Genomic DNA, 18,277 nt, shown 5'->3' on the forward strand with positions numbered 1-18,277 from the left:
ATCAGCATGACAGTTGAAACAAAATTGGCGTTATCAGCTACAGAAGTGAACTCGTTCTCGGAAAGCAACAACGAACCAGCATGGTTTGCTTCATTGCGTGCAGCTGCAATTGCAAAGGCAGCCGAGCTTCCTATGCCAACGCCTGATAAAACAAACATTACAAAGTGGAACTTTACGGAGTTCCCGCAACATACAGTGGAAAGTGCTCCATTCAACTCTTTGGAAGATCTTTCTGCAGAAGTAAAAGAAATTATCGATATTGAAGGCCAAGAAAACCTTTATATTCAACGCAACAACACACCTGCTTTCCTTAAAATTTCTGAAGATTTGAAAGCACAGGGTGTTATTTTCACGGACATTTTAACTGCGGTACGTGAACACGGTGAATTGGTGCAAAAATACTTTATGACAGATGCCGTGAAAGTGGATGAGCACAAATTGACTGCTTACCATGCAGCATTGGTTAACGGCGGTGTTTTTGTATACGTGCCACAAAATGTCGTGGTTGAAAAACCATTGCAAGTTGTCTTCTTGAACGACAATCCAGATGCTTCATTATTCAACCATGTATTAGTGGTTGCTGACCGCAACTCTGATGTAACATATGTAGAAACGTATGTTTCAACTGTTGAGGAAGCAAAAGGACAAGCTAACTTAATCGAAGAAGTTATTGTATTGGACAACGCAAAAGTAACGTTCGGAGCGGTTGATGTTCTTGCAAAAGGATTTACAACTTACGTAAACCGCCGCGGTTCTATTAAACGCGATGGGAAAATCGACTGGGCATTAGGGTTAATGAATGATTCTGATACAATTTCCGAAAACATTACGCACCTGATTGGTGATGGTTCTTTGGCAAATACGAAGACAGTTGTAGTTGGACGCGGGGAACAAAAGCAAAACTTTACAACTGAAGTTCGCCACTGGGGCAAAAACTCGGAAGGTTATATCTTAAAACACGGTGTTATGAAAGATGCTGCCCAAACGATTTTCAACGGCATCGGCAAAATCGAACATGGTGCAACTAAGTCAAATGCACAACAAGAATCCCGTGTATTGATGCTTTCTGAACAAGCACGCGGAGATGCAAATCCGATGCTTTTAATTGACGAAGATGATGTAATGGCAGGACACGCAGCCTCTGTAGGACGCGTGGATCCACTTCAACTTTATTATTTAATGAGCCGTGGTATTTCAAAAGCAGAAGCAGAGCGTCTTGTCATTCATGGTTTCCTTGCTCCTGTTGTACAAAATCTTCCAATTGAAAGCGTAAAAAATCAATTGACGAAAGTCATTGAAGGGAAAGTTCGCTAATGAATGAAATTCGTAAACAATTTCCTGTACTAAATCAAGAAGTAAACGGGCATCCGCTCGTTTATCTTGATAGTGCAGCTACATCCCAAAAACCAATCTCAGTTTTGGAAGCAATCAAAAGCTATTATGAATTGGATAATTCCAACGTGCACCGCGGTGTGCATACACTTGGCAATCGTGCAACGGACTCGTATGAAGGAGCGCGCGAAAAAATCCGCAAGTTCATCAATGCGAAGTCCACGAAAGAAATTATTTACACTCGCGGTACAACAACTTCTCTAAACACAATTGCTACAGGCTATGGCCGGATGAATATAAATGAAGGGGATGAAATTGTCATCTCCTACATGGAACACCATTCAAACTTGATTCCATGGCAACAGCTTGCGAAAGAAAAAGGTGCAGTCTTAAAGTATTTCGATCTTGAACAAGATGGTACTATTACGTTGGAAACAGTTCGTAATACAATTACGGATAAAACGAAAATTGTTGCTATTACGATGGCATCCAATGTACTTGGGACGATTAATCCAATTAAAGAAATTGCTGAAATTGCACATGAGGCAGGAGCAGTGATTGTGGTGGATGCTGCACAAGCGGCACCTCACATGAAGATTGATGTACAAGATTTGGATTGCGATTTCCTGGCATTCTCGGGTCATAAAATGTGCGGACCAACAGGTATTGGGGTACTATATGGTAAACAGGCGCTTTTAGAGAACATGGAACCCATTGAATTTGGTGGAGAAATGATCGACTTTGTAGATTTATACGAATCTACCTGGAAGGAATTGCCTTGGAAGTTCGAGGGCGGTACACCAAATATTGCAGGGGCGATCGGCTTGGGCGCCGCAATTGATTTCCTTACCGAAATCGGCATGGATAAAATTGCGGAACATGAGCATAGTCTAGTAGAATATGCTCTAAATGAAATGGAAAAAATCGAGGGTCTTTCTATTTATGGACCACGTGATCCGGAAAAACGCTGCGGATTGATTACGTTCAATATTGATGGAGTGCATCCACATGATTTGGCAACAGTTCTGGATATGAACGGAATTGCTGTCCGTGCAGGCCATCACTGTGCTCAGCCACTAATGAAATGGTTAACATGTACTGCAACGGCAAGAGCAAGCTTCTATATCTATAATACAAAAGAAGATATTGATGTTCTTGTTGCAGGATTGCGCCAAGCGAAGGAGTATTTTAACGATGTCTTTTAATAATTTAGATCAACTCTACCGCTCAGTCATTATGGATCATTATAAAAAACCGCGCAACAAAGGTTCGCTTGAGGGTGACAGTGTTACAATCGATATGAATAACCCAACATGCGGCGACCGAATTCATTTAACATTGAAAATTAACGATGGTGTAGTCGAAGATGCTAAATTTGATGGTGAAGGCTGCTCGATTTCCATGTCTTCTGCATCGATGATGACAGAAGTCATTAAAGGAAAGAAAGCAGAAGAAGCACTCGAGCTGGCAGAAATTTTCTCGAAAATGATGCTGGGTGAAGACTATGGCGATAAATATGATTTGGGAGATGTTGAGGCACTGCAAGGTGTTTCGAAGTTCCCGGCACGTATTAAATGCGCAACATTGGCTTGGAAAGCAATGGAAAAAGGCGTAAACGAACAAAAATAATTGTTTGAACGGAGGAGAAACAATGGCTAAACAAATGCCAGATATCGGCGATTACAAATACGGCTTCCATGACAAGGACGTATCAGTTTTCCGTTCAAAACGTGGATTAACTGAAGATATTGTCCGTGAAATTTCAACTATGAAAAACGAACCCGAGTGGATGTTGGACTATCGCTTAAAAGCGTTGGAAATTTTCTACTCAAAGCCAATGCCGCAATGGGGTGGCGACCTTTCCGCTTTAAACTTCGATGAAATTACTTATTATGTAAAACCATCTGAAGCAACTCAAAAATCATGGGATGAAGTGCCTGATGAAATCAAAGCAACTTTCGATAAATTGGGAATCCCTGAAGCGGAACAAAAATACTTGGCAGGTGTATCTGCCCAATACGAATCTGAAGTAGTATACCACAATATGAAAAAAGATCTTGAAGATCTAGGAATCGTGTTCAAGGATACAGATTCTGCTTTACGTGAAAATGAAGATATTTTCAAACAATATTGGGGTACCGTTATTCCATCTTCAGACAACAAATTTGCTGCTCTTAACTCGGCAGTTTGGTCTGGTGGATCATTCATCTACGTACCGCCTGGCGTAAAATTGGAGACACCGCTTCAAGCGTATTTCCGTATCAACTCTGAAAACATGGGTCAATTCGAGCGTACGCTGATCATCGTGGATGAAGGCGCAAGTGTCCACTATGTCGAAGGATGTACAGCTCCTGTTTATACAACAAACTCACTACACTCTGCTGTCGTTGAGATTATCGTTAAAAAAGATGCTTATTGCCGTTACACAACGATTCAAAACTGGGCAAACAACGTTTATAACTTGGTTACAAAACGTACAGTTGTTGAAGAAAACGGTACAATGGAATGGATTGATGGCAACATCGGTTCCAAATTAACGATGAAATACCCTGCATGTATCTTAAAAGGTGAAGGTGCGCGTGGTTTGACACTTTCCATTGCCATTGCAGGTAAAGGGCAACACCAAGATGCGGGTGCAAAAATGATTCACTTGGCACCAAATACATCTTCGACAATCGTTTCGAAATCGATTTCGAAACAAGGCGGGAAAGTAACTTACCGCGGAATTGTTCGTTTCGGTAAAAAAGCAACAGGTGCTCGTTCAAACATCGAATGTGATACATTGATTATGGATAACCAATCTACTTCAGATACAATTCCATACAACGAAATCTTAAACGATAACGTATCACTGGAACACGAAGCAAAAGTATCAAAAGTATCCGAAGAACAACTATTCTACCTAATGAGCCGTGGTGTTTCTGAACAAGAAGCAACAGAAATGATCGTAATGGGCTTCATCGAGCCATTCACGAAAGAATTGCCAATGGAATATGCAGTAGAAATGAACCGTCTGATCAAGTTTGAGATGGAAGGCAGTATCGGTTAAAATCGTTATAAGCCTTAATATATCTATGTTTAATTTAGAGAAGGAGATGAACTTTTTAAGTTCATCTTCTTCTTTTTTTAATAATTTAAATACAAGAAGTTTTTAAACTGAAGCAAAACATCATGATTGTTGTACAGATTTGAACGATAGGTCTATTGATTCGTATTTCTCGAATAATATAAAGGAGTAAAATGAATTTGAGGTGTATAATTGAAAGCCATTGTGTACACAAGATATGGTCCCCCGGATGTTCTTAAAGTGAAACATGTAGAGAAACCCATTCCAAAAGAAAATGAAATCTTAGTTAAAGTAAAAGCCACGACAGTAACAGTAGCTGATATTCGGGCACGAAAGTTTTCTGTTCCACCGGCTTTTTGGCTACCTGCACGTATAACACTTGGTTTGAGACAACCAAAAAAAGGGATTTTAGGGATGGAGTTAGCTGGAGAAGTAGAGTTAGTTGGAAAAAATGTAACAAGGTTTAAGAAAGGAGATCAAGTTTTCGCAGCGTCCTTGACTGGATTTGGTGCTTATGCTGAATATAAGTGCTTGGAGGAAGATGGACCTGTAGCTATTAAGCCTTCAAATCTAACTTATGGAGAAGCTGCCGCCATACCAATTGGAGCTCGTACAGCATTATATTTTCTTAGAAAAGCTGGCATAAAGAGCGGTCAATCGGTTTTAGTCTATGGGGCTTCAGGAAGTGTAGGAAGTTATGCAGTTCAAATTGCTAAATATTTTGGAGCAAACGTTACAGGGGTCTGCAGTACCACAAATTTGGCATTAGTAAAGTCTTTGGGAGCTGACAAAGTAATTGATTATACAGCAGAGGATTTTTCTAATACCGATCAACTCTATGATGTCATCTTTGAAGCGGTAAACAAGAGTTCCTTTTTAGCTTGTATGAAATTGCTGAAGAACAACGGTACCTATATAAATGTTACTGAACCACTACCAAGTGTTCAAATGCTATGGACAAAATTGACGAGTAGCAAGAAGCTGTTATTGAGCCGAAATCCACCTGAAACTCCAGAAGCATTAAACTTCCTTAAAGAACTTGTTGAGATGGGGAAGTTAAAGGTGGTCATTGATAAGTATTATTCATTTGATGAGATTGTGGAAGCTCATAAATATGTCGAGAAAGGACACAAGAAGGGTAATGTGGTTATAAATGTGGAAAATGACAACAACTAAAATAAAATGCATTATTTTATGGGGTTATTTAAAAGTAAATTAGAAAATTCTTATAATTCTTATAAAATTAGTTGACATTAAAAATTCAATGAACTAATATAATGAATATAAATAAACAAACCAAATCAATAACATGTTAACCGACTAGACGACTAGAGGTTCCTTATCATCATAAGGGACCTCTTTCTGTTTTCTCAAGACTTTTAAAGTCGATTAGAAATTACAGTAAAAATTTTTTATAATTTAAACCCACTATTTCAGTTGGAATAGTAAAAATAAAAATACGTTAGGGAGGTATGAACTTGGCTGTAGATATTCAAATTGTCGAAAAGTCATTCCATATGGAAACAACAAAAAATATTGTATTGAATGGTATTGATTTGAGGATAGAAGAAGGAGATTTTCTTACAATTATTGGTCCAAGTGGATGTGGAAAAAGCACTTTATTAAAAATAATGGCAGGGCTTGATACAGAATACAAAGGAGTAATAGATATCAATGGCAGAATAGTAGAAAAGCCAGCCATTGCCCAAGGATTCATCTTTCAGGAACATCGACTGTTTCCCTGGTTGACAGTGGAACAAAATATAGCGGCTGATCTGAATTTAAAGGACCCAGCCGTCAGACAAAAAGTGGATGACATGATTGAAATTGTTCGATTGAAAGGCTATGAGAAGGCATTTCCAAGTGAAATTTCAGGTGGGATGTCTCAAAGGGTAGCGATTGCAAGAGCGCTCATTCGTGATCCTGAAGTGTTATTGCTAGATGAGCCATTCGGTGCCCTGGATGCATTTACTAGGCAGCATCTACAAGATGTACTTATCGATATTTGGCAGAAGAAAAAAATTACGATGGTGCTAGTGACGCATGATATTGATGAATCTATTTATTTGGGAACTGATATTGCCATTCTAAGAGCAAATCCAGGGGAGCTGCAAAAATTGGTGCATGTTGGGCTTTCTTATCCAAGAAGCCGAACAGACCCATCCTTCCAAGCTATTAGACAAAAAGTTTTGAAGGAATTCGAAAAAACGGATACAGAAAGCTATAAGGACGGAGAAGGCATTTGATTAGAGGAGGAAACGTTATGAAATTACGATTTCGATTATTTAGTGCTTTGGTTTTGCTTGGATTGCTAGTTGTATTAGCAGGATGTTCAAGCAATGCCGAGGGAAATGAAGGTTCTCAGAGTACTGTAAGAATTGGTATTCAACAATCATTGAGTCCACTATGGATTGCAAAGGAAAACGGTTGGTTTGAAGAAGCATTCAAGGAATTAGGTGTAGAAGTGGAGTGGGTGGAGTTCCAAAGTGGTCCCCCGCAGTTTGAAGGAATTGCAGCAGGCAAACTCGATTTCACAGATGTGGGGAATACCCCGGTAATTGGCGGTCAGGCAGCAGATGTACCATTTAAAGAAATTGCCGTAACTGCGGATGGCATGTTAGCCAATGCAATTCTTGTTAATGGGGACAGTGGCATTAAGACGGTCGAAGATTTAAAAGGAAAGAAAATTGCAGTTGCAAAAGGAAGCAGCGCATTTGGTTTCTTATATCAAGTATTGAAAAAATACAATATTGATCCAAGTGAAGTGGAAATCATTCAATTACAGCCTGATGAAGCAACACCGGCCTTTGAAAATGGTTCAGTTGATGCGTGGAGTATTTGGGAACCGTTTATCTCGATTCAAACGATTCGCAATGATGCGGAAATACTGATCAACGGTAAAGAGATGAATCTTTCCTCACCTTCTTTTGCTGTTGCCCGCCAAGGAATTATAGATGAACATCCTGAATTTGTAAGTACATTCTTGGAGGTATATGCTCGTGCGGCAGAATGGCGGACAGACAATAAAGAAGAAGCAATTGAATTTTTCTCGAAAGCTCGTGAACTAGAGCCGGAAGTTGTGGAAAGTGTGCTTAATAATACAAATTACTTTGTTTCCCCCATAACGGATGAATTTAATGCAGGCCAGCAAAAAGTTGCAGATTTATTATTCGAACTTGGTGCGATTGAGAAATCAATTGATACTTCAAAAGCGTATGACAATGAGTTTGCCGAAAAATTACAGAAAGGAGAATAGCCGATGAAAGTGGATGCGCAACAAATAGCTTATTCAAATGTTGACCCTATTATAGAAAAACGTAAAAGAAAGCCTCCACTTTGGCTAAAGGGATTTGTACTGCCAGCTGTTGTGATTGCAGTATGGCAGCTGATTGCAGGATTAGGCTTCGTATCAGAAACCGTGTTGCCGAGCCCCCTGCTAATTGTTCAATCATTTATCTCTCTAACGCTAAGTGGTGAAATATTTGGACACTTGAAAATCAGTATCCTTCGTGCACTTTGTGGGTTTCTGCTTGGTGCCGGAATTGGTTTAACACTTGGCTTAATTGTAGGGTTTTCAAAGAGGTCGGAAGGTTATATTGATCCGACGATGCAAATATTGCGGACTATACCAAATTTAGCTGTAACGCCGCTCTTCATTTTATGGTTTGGATTTGATGAATTATCAAAGATATTACTCATCGCATTTGCTTCCTTCTTCCCGATATATGTGAACACATTTAACGGTATACGGTCAGTAGATGCAAAATTATTTGATGTAGCAAGAGTATTGGAGTTTAGTAAAGGAAAGCAATTAACTCGGCTTATTTTCCCTGCATCCTTGAGTTCTATTTTATTGGGTATTCGTTTATCATTGGGTGCGGCTTGGCTAAGTTTAGTAGTTGCAGAGTTAATGGGTTCTAGCTCTGGAGTAGGATACATGATCATGGATGCCCGTCAATTCTCGCAAACTGAAAAAGTGTTTGTTGGGATTATAATTTTCGGAATTGTTGGTAAGTTGACAGATTCGTTTGTGAAAATATTAGAAAAACGATTATTAAAATGGCGAAACAGTTTTGATGGAGTTAATTAATCTTAATATACAGGAGTGAGTTGAATGGAAATTTTATGGTTTATTCCAACGCATGGTGATGGTCGATATTTAGGAACTGCAAAGGGTGGTCGCGAAACAAATTTTGCTTATTTAAAACAAGTTGCACAAGCTGCCGATCAATTGGGTTATGAAGGAGTCTTAATACCAACAGGGAAATCTTGCATAGATCCCTGGGTGGCTGCTTCAGCCCTTGCAACCCATACATCGAAATTGAAATTTTTAATTGCTGTGCGTCCAGGAATTACAAAACCAACAGTTGCTGCACGGATGGCTGCAACACTCGATGAAATATCCCAAGGAAGACTTTTAATCAATGTTGTTGCAGGTGGAGACCCAGTAGAACTTGAAGGAGAGGGCATATTTGCTTCACATGATGAACGCTATGAAGAAACCGACGAATTTTTAAATATTTGGCGCAAATTATTAGCTGGTGAAAAAGTAGATTATGAAGGTAAATATTTAGCGGTGAAAGGTGGAGAACTTCTCTATCCTGGAGTGCAAAAACCTCATCCCCCAATTTACTTTGGCGGCTCTTCCGATGCCGGAATCGCAGTAGCAGGAAAACATTCAGACGTATATTTAACATGGGGTGAACCGATAGAAGACGTAAAACAAAAAATTAAAAAGGTTCGTGACGCTGCTGCCAAAGAAGGGCGAGAGGTGAAATTTGGGATCCGTTTACACGTTATTGTGCGCGAAACCGATGAAGAAGCTTGGAAGGCAGCGGAAGAGTTAATCAAGTATGTTGATGATGAGGCAATAAAAAAAGCACAGGAAGTGTTTAGTCGTTTCGATTCCGTGGGTCAAAAAAATATGGCATCACTTCATAAAGGAGATCGAAATAAACTGGAAATTAGTCCGAATCTATGGGCAGGTGTTGGTTTAGTTCGTCGTGGTGCAGGAACAGCTCTTGTTGGCAGTGCAGAAACGGTAGCAAAACGTATTCGTGAATACCAAGAAATTGGAATAGAATCATTCGTGTTATCAGGCTATCCACACTTGGAAGAATCATATCGCTTTGCGGAACTTGTTTTCCCATTAATTAATTACAATCAACAAGTGGAATTAGATAGTAAAGTTTCATTGGGTGAAATAATTGGTACCGAACACCGTCCATCCGATTTAGTTAAATCTTAAAGTGTAGGTAATAATAAACAATAGCTAGTTTATTAGCACTTCTAGAAAGATTATCGTTTTTCACTTATGCGATACTAGTGAAATAATCCTTTTATATTAATAGTGTAAACCCACTAGATGACTAGAGGTTCCTTATCTTGGTAAGGGCCTCTTTCTTTTTTCTCAATGGAAAAGCGGCGAGAAAATGAGCTAGTAGAGAGACAAATCAAATCAAATCAAGTTGAAATCGAGCATGATGCAATCGAAATTACAGGAAATAAAAGGTTTCATTTTCCTTATTTCAATTTGTTACAAAAACTTGGGGGAAATTTTTGTAACAGATTATTATACTAAATAATTGCATCATGCTCGATTTTATTATTTGGTCTAGTTTGAAGAAGTGTTATTAACCCTTAAATATGTATATACAAATTGGCAACTAGATCAATGGAAGCTTTTTAAAGTCTTTGAACCTAATGACTTTATTTAAGAAGGAGGGTTAGTATGAATGCAATAAGCCAATTGAAAAATCCTCTTGTAGTAGGGAGGGTTGTGAAAGGGAAACAGCTAGGGAGAACAATCGGATTTCCAACCGCCAATCTGCATTTACTAGCCGGGTTTTCATTAGAAATAGGTGTGTATGGCGTATCTATTTATCATAATTCCAGTAATTATATAGGAATATTAAATGTTGGAAAAAGACCTACGTTTAATGATGGAAATCATCAAACAGTGGAAGTTCACATTCTTGAATTTAATCAGTTGATCTACGATGAATATTTAACAATTGAAGTAAAGTTCTTTATTCGAAATGAAATGAAATTTAGTCATTTGCAAGATTTAATAGCCCAATTAAAAGCAGACGCCTTTTATGCTCGTAAAAAGTTTAGGAAAATAACAAAGTAAGGAGGAATTGGAGTGGATAGATTTGGTCAAGTATTACATTTACCTGACTTGCAATTTTCTCAACTATGCCAACAACAATTTTCAATCAATAAAGGCATCTACAATACAATTGATAGTTGGTTTTATCATAATGGGGTCATCAATATTTTAGATAGGAGGCAGATGATTTTACAGTTCATGTCGATTCATACGCAGGATGAAACTAGCGCTAAATTCGGGCCTGGGGGATTATCAAAAAAACTAGAGGATTTTTGGGATAAAATAATTGCAAAGATTCCCATGCATTAGGGTTCAGGCTTCAACTAACAGAATAAGTTAAATGTCTACAATAGTTATTAAAAATAAAGACCAATATGCTATTTGACCCGGACATGGAAAGGTAGAAGAAAATGATGAAAAGAAATAGCTGTTAAACAAGTTCCAGTAACAACTCATATAACAGCTATTTTAATTATTATTTAATATAGTTTTTCGAAGTTAAAAATTCAATAAGTTGTTCTGTACATTCTTCAATCGTAAATTGCTCACTATCCACAACAATTTCAGGATTTACTGGTGCTTCATAAGGAGCACTGATTCCCGTGAAGTTTTTAATTTCTTCATTTCTTGCTTTCTTGTAAAGCCCTTTTGGATCACGACGCTCGCATTCTTCAACAGAGCATTTTACATAGACTTCGATAAATTCACCTTCAGCTACAAGTGATCTGACAACATCCCGATCTTCTTGATATGGAGAAATGAAGGCAGTTAACACAATTTGGCCACTTTCTACAAACAGCTTGGAAACTTCACCGATTCGACGAATATTTTCTTTACGTGAATCTTCATCGAAACCTAAATCTTTATTTAGCCCGTGGCGGATATTATCGCCATCCAGGACGAAGCTTTGATTTCCTCTTTCGAATAATGCTCGTGCTAATGAATTAGCAATGGATGATTTTCCAGAAGCAGAAAGACCTGTAAACCAAAGTATGAAACTTTGATGATTGTTTTTTTCTCTTCTTTCTTCTTTACCGATCGATGCTTCATGCCATACAATATTGGAACTCAAAATGGACACCTCTTTATTATGTAATGGGAATAATTATTTTCTGGACTTTGGTAGTGTCCAGCTGCGGCGGCTAGCTCCTCGAAAACTTTCAGTGCATCCTGAAAGGGCAAAGAGCGCCCTTTCAGGATGCACCTCCGACACACATGGAGGTGTTAGTGCCGACAATGCCACACGACGTGGCGTTTTTTGTCGGCCAGTTTTTGTCGGAGCTGAACGAGCCGCCTCCGCTTTTCTTTTATGAATGCGTTTTTTGGCGTAAACCGCGAATTAATACTTCAATAACTTCTTTTCTGCTGAATGTGCTTGGTGGAATTTCACCGTTTCTTAGCATTTCACGAACTTTTGTACCTGATAAGATAATGCGTGAAGATGCATCATGCGGGCAAGTTTTCGTTGTTGCCATGCCTTCGCAAGCCGTGCAATAAAAACTATGCTCAAATTTCATAGGAGTGATGCCGATTTCTTCAGGTGTAAAGTTTTCAAAGATTTTTTGAGCGTCATACGTACCGTAATAATCGCCTACACCTGCGTGGTCGCGGCCAACGATGAAATGCGTGCATCCGTAGTTTTTGCGAACCAGCGCATGGAAAATCGCTTCTCTTGGACCAGCGTAGCGCATTGCAGCAAGGAAAACGCCTAATTGAACTCGCTCTTTTGGATAATATTGATCTAGTAAAACTTCATAGCTTTCCATACGGATGTTGGCCGGAATATCGTCGGATTTCGTTTCGCCCACAAGTGGATTCAGGAAAAGACCATCCACTGTTTCCAACGCTACTTTTTGAATGTATTCATGTGCGCGGTGGACAGGGTTTCTTGTTTGGAAACCAACGATTGTTTTCCACCCATTCTCCTCAAAAATCGCTCTTGTTTCTTTTGGTTCAAATGTATAAGCAGGGAATTGTTTTTCGGATTTTTTGACTAAAACCGTTTTTCCACCTACATATGTGTTGGGGCGATCGTGCAATTTTTTGACGCCTGGATGATTTAAATCGTCCGTGCCATACACTAAACGAGCTTCAACATTTTTGTCTGGTGTATAGATGTCATTAATTTCGATTATTCCATACACTTCACCGTTAAATGTTAACTTTGCTTTTTCACCAATTGTTAAATTTGCAACAGTTTCATCTGCTACTGGCAATGTGATAGGAATACTCCAGACTGTTCCAGAAGAAAGACGCATATTTTGAACCACATTTTCATAATCTTCTCGAGCCAGGAAACCGTCAAGTGGACTATATGCACCAATTCCTATTAACTCAAGGTCACTTAGGGCAATGGCATCCAATTGGATTTCCTTTTCGATATTTTCCAGTGATTCATTTGGTTTGTAAGTTTGAACTAATACTCCTCCGTGTGGTTGAAGACTCATTTACATTTCCTCCTATTGTTGAAAGATTAAAAAGTACTAATATTTTGAATACTGTCCAGCTGCGAATGCCAGCCCTTCGTGTAGAGCCGCCTTCGCATTTCAATTAGTCATGCAATCCGCATTCTGTTTTGTTTTGTCCTGACCATCTTCCGGAGCGCAAATCGTCCATTGTGAAAGCTGGTTTTGTACAATGTAGGCAGCCGATACTTGGATAGCCTGTATCGTGAAGCGGGTTGTATGTTAATTCATGCTTGCTGACATAGCGCCATACATCTTTCCAAGTCCAGTGGATAAGAGGGCATACTTTAACAGAGTTGAATTTGTTGTCAAGATTAATAAATTCCGTATTTTTTCTTGTCTCGGATTGGTCTCGGCGCAATCCGGAAATCCATGCTTTTGCCCCAGTCAATGTTTCTCGCAAAGGCGTTAATTTACGGATGGCGCAACATTGGTTCGGGTTAGTTTTCCATAATTCATCGCCGTATTGCTCAGCTTGTTCTTCCAAAGTAAGTGCCGGTTTCTTCATTTCAATACGTAATTGCGGGTAACGCTCTTTCACTTTATCAATCGTTTCATAAGTTTCTTTAAAGTGAACATCCGTATCCAGGAAAACGATCTTGGCATCCGGTTTTACTTTGGCAATTAAATCGATTAAAACAATTCCTTCAATCCCGAAGCTGCATGCATAAACAATTTCTTCGCCATAATGTTCGTAAGCCCATTTTAAAACATTCAGGGCACCTTTATATTCATCGTCCACTTCAAATTGAACGACTGTATCTGTATCCTCCCATGTATCATAAGTAAGCATGGATGGTTCCTCCCCTTATTAAATAGTTAAAGCGTTTTGCTGCTTTATAAAAACGTCTTTAAAATTAAAAATAAAGCGATCTTTTTTAACATCTGGCATCTGTTGCCTCAATGCAAAAAAGCTTTCTATGATTTAAAGTATACTATATTAGTAGAAATAGTCAATTTTAAATTGTTTTTTAATTCCAATCTTTATAATTTTAAAATTTTTTAATTCCTTGTTGACTTATCGGAAAAGTTAGATTATTGTGTTAACAAGATGATTTGTTCATATTCATCTTAAAAAATAATTGAATATGTACCGATCAGACACACTGAAGGTTGCATCTATCCCTTACTTCAAAGGGATAAGTATGCAACCTATTTTTTTTCAAAAAAAGGGGAGAAGAACATGGGGAAAATCAAAAAATTGCTTTTACCGCTATTATTTTTAGTTGCAGTACTGCTTGTAGGATGCGGTGAGGACACAGAGAAAGCTGCGGAACAAACAGGTGAGTCGAAGGAAACGCCAACGAATGAAACAACAGCCGCGAAAGAGCCGGTGGAAATTTTAAACGTTTCGTATGATCCAACACGTGAATTGTATACAGAGTTCAATGAAGCATTTGCTGCACATTGGAAAGAAGAGACAGGTCAAGATGTAACCTTCCAGCAATCGCATGGTGGCTCGGGTAAACAAGGACGCGCTGTGATAGATGGTTTGGAAGCGGATGTCGTGACATTGGCATTGGCATACGATATTGATGAAATTGCACAAACACGTCAGTTATTAAATGAAGACTGGCAAACTGAATTTGAGCATAATTCATCACCTTACACATCAACAATGGTCTTTTTGGTTCGCAAAGGAAATCCAAAAAACATTAAAGACTGGGAAGACTTAGTAAGAGACGATGTGTCCGTGATTACGCCAAACCCTAAAACGAGCGGCGGGGCCCGCTGGAACTATTTAGCCGCATGGGGCTATGCAGCCAAAAAGTTCAATGGGGATGAAGAGAAAATTAAACAATTTATGAAAGATTTGTTTGTAAATGTGGAAGTGCTGGATTCTGGTGCCCGTGGTTCCACGACAACTTTTGTTGAACGTGGGATCGGTGATGTATTAATCGCCTGGGAAAATGAAGCCTACCTTTCATTAAATGAATTAGGCAAAGATGAATTTGAGATTGTGACGCCTTCATTAAGTATTTTAGCGGAACCACCTGTAGCGGTTGTAGACAAAATCGTGGATAAAAAAGGGACGCGTGAAGTAGCTCAGAGCTATCTGGAATATTTATATTCCGATGAAGGGCAAGAAATAGCTGCCAAAAATTACTATCGTCCACGCAATGAAGAAATTCTTGAAAAGTATAAAGACCAATTCCAAACATTGGATTTAATCACAATTGATGATTTCGGTGGGTGGCAAGAAGCGCAAAAAACTCATTTTGCTGACGGCGGCACTTTCGACGAAATCTATCAATAATAAAAGAGAATCGTAATCGGAAATTCTAAGGTCTTACAAGAGGCGTCTCGAACGGAGACACCTCTTTATTTAAAAGATTTAAATTCATGGCATTATTTAGCTGTGAAAGGAAAGCAGCCAGCCTGAACTTTTCTTGATAAGAAGACTTGTCGTACAAGATTCTAAAGGGGGATACATATGGAACTAACTTGGAAGAAACGAAAAAAGAATACCATTATACCCGGTTTTTCTTTAACCCTTGGCTACACCATGATTTATTTGAGCCTTATTGTGCTGCTGCCACTATCAATGGTTTTTTTTAATACCATCTCGATGAGTTGGAATGAATTTTATGAAACGATCACGCATCCACGGGCGGTTGCCTCCTACAAATTAACTTTTGGCGCCGCATTTGCCGCTGGTCTTATAAATGTAGTATTTGGAACGATTATTGCCTGGGTTTTAATTCGCTATGAATTTCCGGGCAAAAAAATTATCGACGGTCTTGTGGATTTGCCGTTTGCTTTGCCCACAGCGGTAGCCGGAATTGCCTTAACCTCACTGTATGCACCGAATGGATGGATTGGGCAATTTTTTGACTTCAAGATTTCCTTTACGCCCTTAGGGATAATCATTGCTCTTACCTTTATCGGATTGCCTTTTATTGTTCGGACAGTTCAGCCTGTGCTTCAAAACTTGAGCAGTGAAGTGGAAGAAGCTTCTGCGAGTTTGGGGGCCAACCGTTTTCAAACATTTACAAAAGTTATTTTTCCGGAACTTTTGCCTGCAATCCTTACCGGTTTTTCATTAGCATTTGCCCGTGCACTGGGAGAGTATGGATCAGTCGTCTTTATAGCAGGAAATATGCCGATGAAAACGGAAATCACGCCACTTATTATAATGACAAAACTTGAACAATACGATTATGCAGGCGCTACAGCAATTGCAACGGTCATGCTGGTCGCTTCCTTTGTCTTGCTGTTTGTCATCAACATGATTCAATGGGTTACGAATCGAAAATTTAACCAGCAATAAGGAGGGAAGAAACGATGGCAAAGTTAATCGACATCAATCAAGAAGCTTCAGCTTCCATTAGCACAACCTCTACGAAGCCGTATGTTTTGCAAGAAGCAGCTTGGATTAAATGGACACTTATTACAATTTCTTTATTATTTTTAACGCTATTTTTATTTTTGCCGCTTGTCTCCATTTTTGCCACTGCACTTAGCCAAGGGTGGAATACTTATGTTGCCTCGATTACAGAACCTGATGCTTTATCGGCAATCAAACTTACCCTAATTGTAGCGCTGATTGTTGTACCGTTAAATGCGATTTTTGGAATAGCGGCAGCATGGGCCATTACGAAGTTTTCATTTAAAGGAAAGAATTTTTTAATTACATTAATTGACTTGCCATTTGCGATTTCCCCGGTTATCGCAGGGTTGGTATTTATTTTGTTGTTTGGTGCGCAAGGTTTGTTTGGAAATTGGCTATTTGAACATGATATAAAAATTGTTTTTGCTTTGCCGGGCATGGTGCTTGCTACCTTGTTCGTTACATTCCCTTTTGTCGCAAGAGAACTTATCCCGCTTATGCAAATGCAAGGAATCACAGAGGAAGAAGCGTCGATTTCCTTGGGCGCCAGCGGGTTGAAAACATTCTTCCGTGTCACGTTGCCCAATATTAAATGGGGATTACTATACGGATTGATTTTATGTAATGCCCGTGCAATGGGCGAATTTGGTGCCGTGTCGGTTGTATCGGGCCATATTCGCGGAATGACTAATACCATGCCGCTGCACATCGAAATTCTTTATAACGAATACCAATTTACAGCCGCTTTTGCAGTAGCTTCATTAATGTCCATACTTGGCATTATTACAATTATCATTAAAAACATTATTGAATGGAAAGCAAAGAATGTATAGGGAGGCCAAACGATGAGTATTAAAATCGAAAATGTTTCAAAATCCTTCGGTTCATTTCAGGCGTTAAGTGATATTTCGATCGATATTGAATCCGGTGAACTGATTGCGCTTCTTGGGCCATCGGGTTCCGGGAAAACGACTCTGTTGCGCATATTGGCTGGTCTGGAAGGGTTGGATGAAGGGGCAATCTTATTCGATGGCCAAAATATCACAAATGTCAGTCCGAAAGAGCGGGAAGTCGGATTCGTCTTCCAGCATTATGCATTATTTCGCCATATGACGGTGTTTGATAATGTAGCTTACGGCTTGAAAGTACGACCGCGCAAAACAAGGCCGTCCAAAGAAGAGATTGCCAAAAAAGTGAAGGAATTATTAACTTTAGTCAAACTCGAGAATTTTGCAGATCGATATCCAACGCAGCTTTCTGGCGGTCAGCGTCAACGGGTAGCATTGGCGCGCGCTCTAGCTGTAGAGCCTAAAGTTCTTTTGTTGGATGAACCTTTTGGGGCGCTGGATGCGAAGGTGCGAAAAGAATTACGCCGCTGGCTGCGCAAGCTTCATAATGAATTCAATGTGACAAGCATCTTTGTAACGCATGACCAGGAAGAAGCGCTGGATGTGGCCAATCGGATTATCGTCATGAACAACGGAAAAATCGAACAAGTTGGAACACCGGAAGAAGTATATGATCGGCCGAACAGTCCCTTTGTTTATGATTTTTTGGGCAATGTGAATTTATTTAGAGGACGTTTGCACAAAGGAAAGTTAACGCAAGGGGAATTCGAGATTCATGTACCGACTTATTTAGATTCGCATGAAGAAGCCGTGGGATATGTGCGCCCTCATGATATACAAATTGAAAAGGAAAAGGTTAATAACGAAACGGTTGCTGCAAAAATTACTTATATTCATATTATTGGTCCGATTGTGCAAGTCGAGCTAAAACGTGAAGATAGTGAAGAATACCTTGAAGCGGAACTGACAAAAGAACAATATCTTGATTTAAACATTCAAAAAGGAGAAACAGTCTACGTTCGTCCAAAGCAGTTAAGGGTGTTTATACCGGAAGATTTTTCGATATAAAGTTTTAGAAATTATGCGTTTAAAGTAAAAAATATATACACTAGATAGAATGGT

Annotated in this window: 18 protein-coding genes; 15 read left to right on the top strand and 3 right to left on the bottom strand. The window is 39.2% G+C overall.

Features of this window, described 5'->3' with window-relative positions:
* Positions 1–6: 6 nt before the first annotated feature.
* The 11 genes from sufD to D1B33_RS10380 all read left to right on the top strand — a co-directional run bounded on the left by sufD (position 7) and on the right by D1B33_RS10380 (position 10,820).
* On the top strand, positions 7–1,314 hold the full coding sequence (gene sufD / locus D1B33_RS10330; RefSeq protein WP_118876302.1) for a Fe-S cluster assembly protein SufD: 1,308 nt from the start codon (positions 7–9) through the stop codon (positions 1,312–1,314).
* The gene (locus D1B33_RS10335; protein WP_118876303.1) at positions 1,314–2,537 is read left to right on the top strand and encodes a cysteine desulfurase; all 1,224 of its coding nucleotides are present in this window, start codon (positions 1,314–1,316) and stop codon (positions 2,535–2,537) included. The genes sufD and D1B33_RS10335 overlap by 1 nt, the downstream gene beginning before the upstream one ends.
* Complete coding sequence (sufU, locus tag D1B33_RS10340) at positions 2,527–2,961, top strand: Fe-S cluster assembly sulfur transfer protein SufU (protein ID WP_118876304.1); 435 nt, start codon at positions 2,527–2,529, stop codon at positions 2,959–2,961. Before D1B33_RS10335 ends, sufU begins: the two co-directional genes overlap by 11 nt.
* Positions 2,962–2,983: 22 nt before the next feature.
* On the top strand, positions 2,984–4,381 hold the full coding sequence (gene sufB / locus D1B33_RS10345; RefSeq protein WP_118876305.1) for a Fe-S cluster assembly protein SufB: 1,398 nt from the start codon (positions 2,984–2,986) through the stop codon (positions 4,379–4,381).
* Positions 4,382–4,591: 210 nt separating this feature from the next.
* Positions 4,592–5,575, top strand: coding sequence for an NAD(P)-dependent alcohol dehydrogenase (locus D1B33_RS10350; RefSeq protein ID WP_118876306.1), 984 nt, complete (start codon positions 4,592–4,594; stop codon positions 5,573–5,575).
* A gap of 302 nt (positions 5,576–5,877) precedes the next feature.
* A complete protein-coding gene (locus D1B33_RS10355; protein ID WP_233549452.1) occupies positions 5,878–6,645 on the top strand; it encodes an ABC transporter ATP-binding protein in 768 nt (255 codons plus the stop codon).
* Between the two features lie 17 nt (positions 6,646–6,662).
* Positions 6,663–7,655, top strand: coding sequence for an aliphatic sulfonate ABC transporter substrate-binding protein (locus tag D1B33_RS10360; RefSeq protein WP_118876308.1), 993 nt, complete (start codon positions 6,663–6,665; stop codon positions 7,653–7,655).
* A 3-nt stretch (positions 7,656–7,658) separates the two neighbouring features.
* Positions 7,659–8,489 carry an ABC transporter permease gene (locus tag D1B33_RS10365; RefSeq protein WP_118876309.1) on the top strand — a complete coding sequence of 277 codons (831 nt, stop codon included), beginning with the start codon at positions 7,659–7,661 and terminating at the stop codon, positions 8,487–8,489.
* 24 nt (positions 8,490–8,513) lie between these two features.
* Positions 8,514–9,647 carry an FMNH2-dependent alkanesulfonate monooxygenase gene (gene ssuD, locus D1B33_RS10370; protein ID WP_118876310.1) on the top strand — a complete coding sequence of 378 codons (1,134 nt, stop codon included), beginning with the start codon at positions 8,514–8,516 and terminating at the stop codon, positions 9,645–9,647.
* Positions 9,648–10,130: 483 nt separating this feature from the next.
* On the top strand, positions 10,131–10,532 hold the full coding sequence (locus D1B33_RS10375; RefSeq protein ID WP_118876311.1) for a riboflavin kinase: 402 nt from the start codon (positions 10,131–10,133) through the stop codon (positions 10,530–10,532).
* A gap of 12 nt (positions 10,533–10,544) precedes the next feature.
* Entirely contained in the window at positions 10,545–10,820 is a 276-nt protein-coding gene (locus D1B33_RS10380; protein WP_233549453.1) for a hypothetical protein, read from the top strand.
* Between the two features lie 166 nt (positions 10,821–10,986).
* On the opposite strand, the gene cysC is transcribed toward D1B33_RS10380, so the two are convergent.
* From cysC to D1B33_RS10395, 3 genes are all read right to left on the bottom strand, one after another.
* Entirely contained in the window at positions 10,987–11,583 is a 597-nt protein-coding gene (gene cysC, locus D1B33_RS10385) for an adenylyl-sulfate kinase (RefSeq protein ID WP_118876313.1), read from the bottom strand.
* A gap of 235 nt (positions 11,584–11,818) precedes the next feature.
* Positions 11,819–12,958, bottom strand: a complete 1,140-nt coding sequence (gene sat, locus D1B33_RS10390) for a sulfate adenylyltransferase (RefSeq protein WP_118876314.1) — start codon at positions 12,956–12,958, stop codon at positions 11,819–11,821.
* Between the two features lie 103 nt (positions 12,959–13,061).
* Complete coding sequence (locus D1B33_RS10395) at positions 13,062–13,769, bottom strand: phosphoadenylyl-sulfate reductase (RefSeq protein WP_118876315.1); 708 nt, start codon at positions 13,767–13,769, stop codon at positions 13,062–13,064.
* A 390-nt stretch (positions 13,770–14,159) separates the two neighbouring features.
* Between D1B33_RS10395 and D1B33_RS10400 the strand changes: the two genes are divergently transcribed.
* From D1B33_RS10400 to D1B33_RS10415, 4 genes are all read left to right on the top strand, one after another.
* Entirely contained in the window at positions 14,160–15,233 is a 1,074-nt protein-coding gene (locus D1B33_RS10400) for a sulfate ABC transporter substrate-binding protein (RefSeq protein WP_118876316.1), read from the top strand.
* A gap of 177 nt (positions 15,234–15,410) precedes the next feature.
* Positions 15,411–16,247 carry a sulfate ABC transporter permease subunit CysT gene (gene cysT, locus D1B33_RS10405; RefSeq protein ID WP_118876317.1) on the top strand — a complete coding sequence of 279 codons (837 nt, stop codon included), beginning with the start codon at positions 15,411–15,413 and terminating at the stop codon, positions 16,245–16,247.
* Between the two features lie 14 nt (positions 16,248–16,261).
* A complete protein-coding gene (gene cysW / locus D1B33_RS10410; protein WP_118876318.1) occupies positions 16,262–17,140 on the top strand; it encodes a sulfate ABC transporter permease subunit CysW in 879 nt (292 codons plus the stop codon).
* Between the two features lie 12 nt (positions 17,141–17,152).
* Positions 17,153–18,223: a sulfate/molybdate ABC transporter ATP-binding protein gene (locus D1B33_RS10415; RefSeq protein ID WP_118876319.1), complete on the top strand. Its 1,071-nt coding sequence runs from the start codon at positions 17,153–17,155 to the stop codon at positions 18,221–18,223.
* The last annotated feature ends 54 nt before the right edge of the window (positions 18,224–18,277 follow it).

Origin of the sequence: Ureibacillus yapensis (assembly GCF_003515775.1) — a bacterium.
Taxonomy (GTDB): domain Bacteria; phylum Bacillota; class Bacilli; order Bacillales_A; family Planococcaceae; genus Ureibacillus; species Ureibacillus yapensis.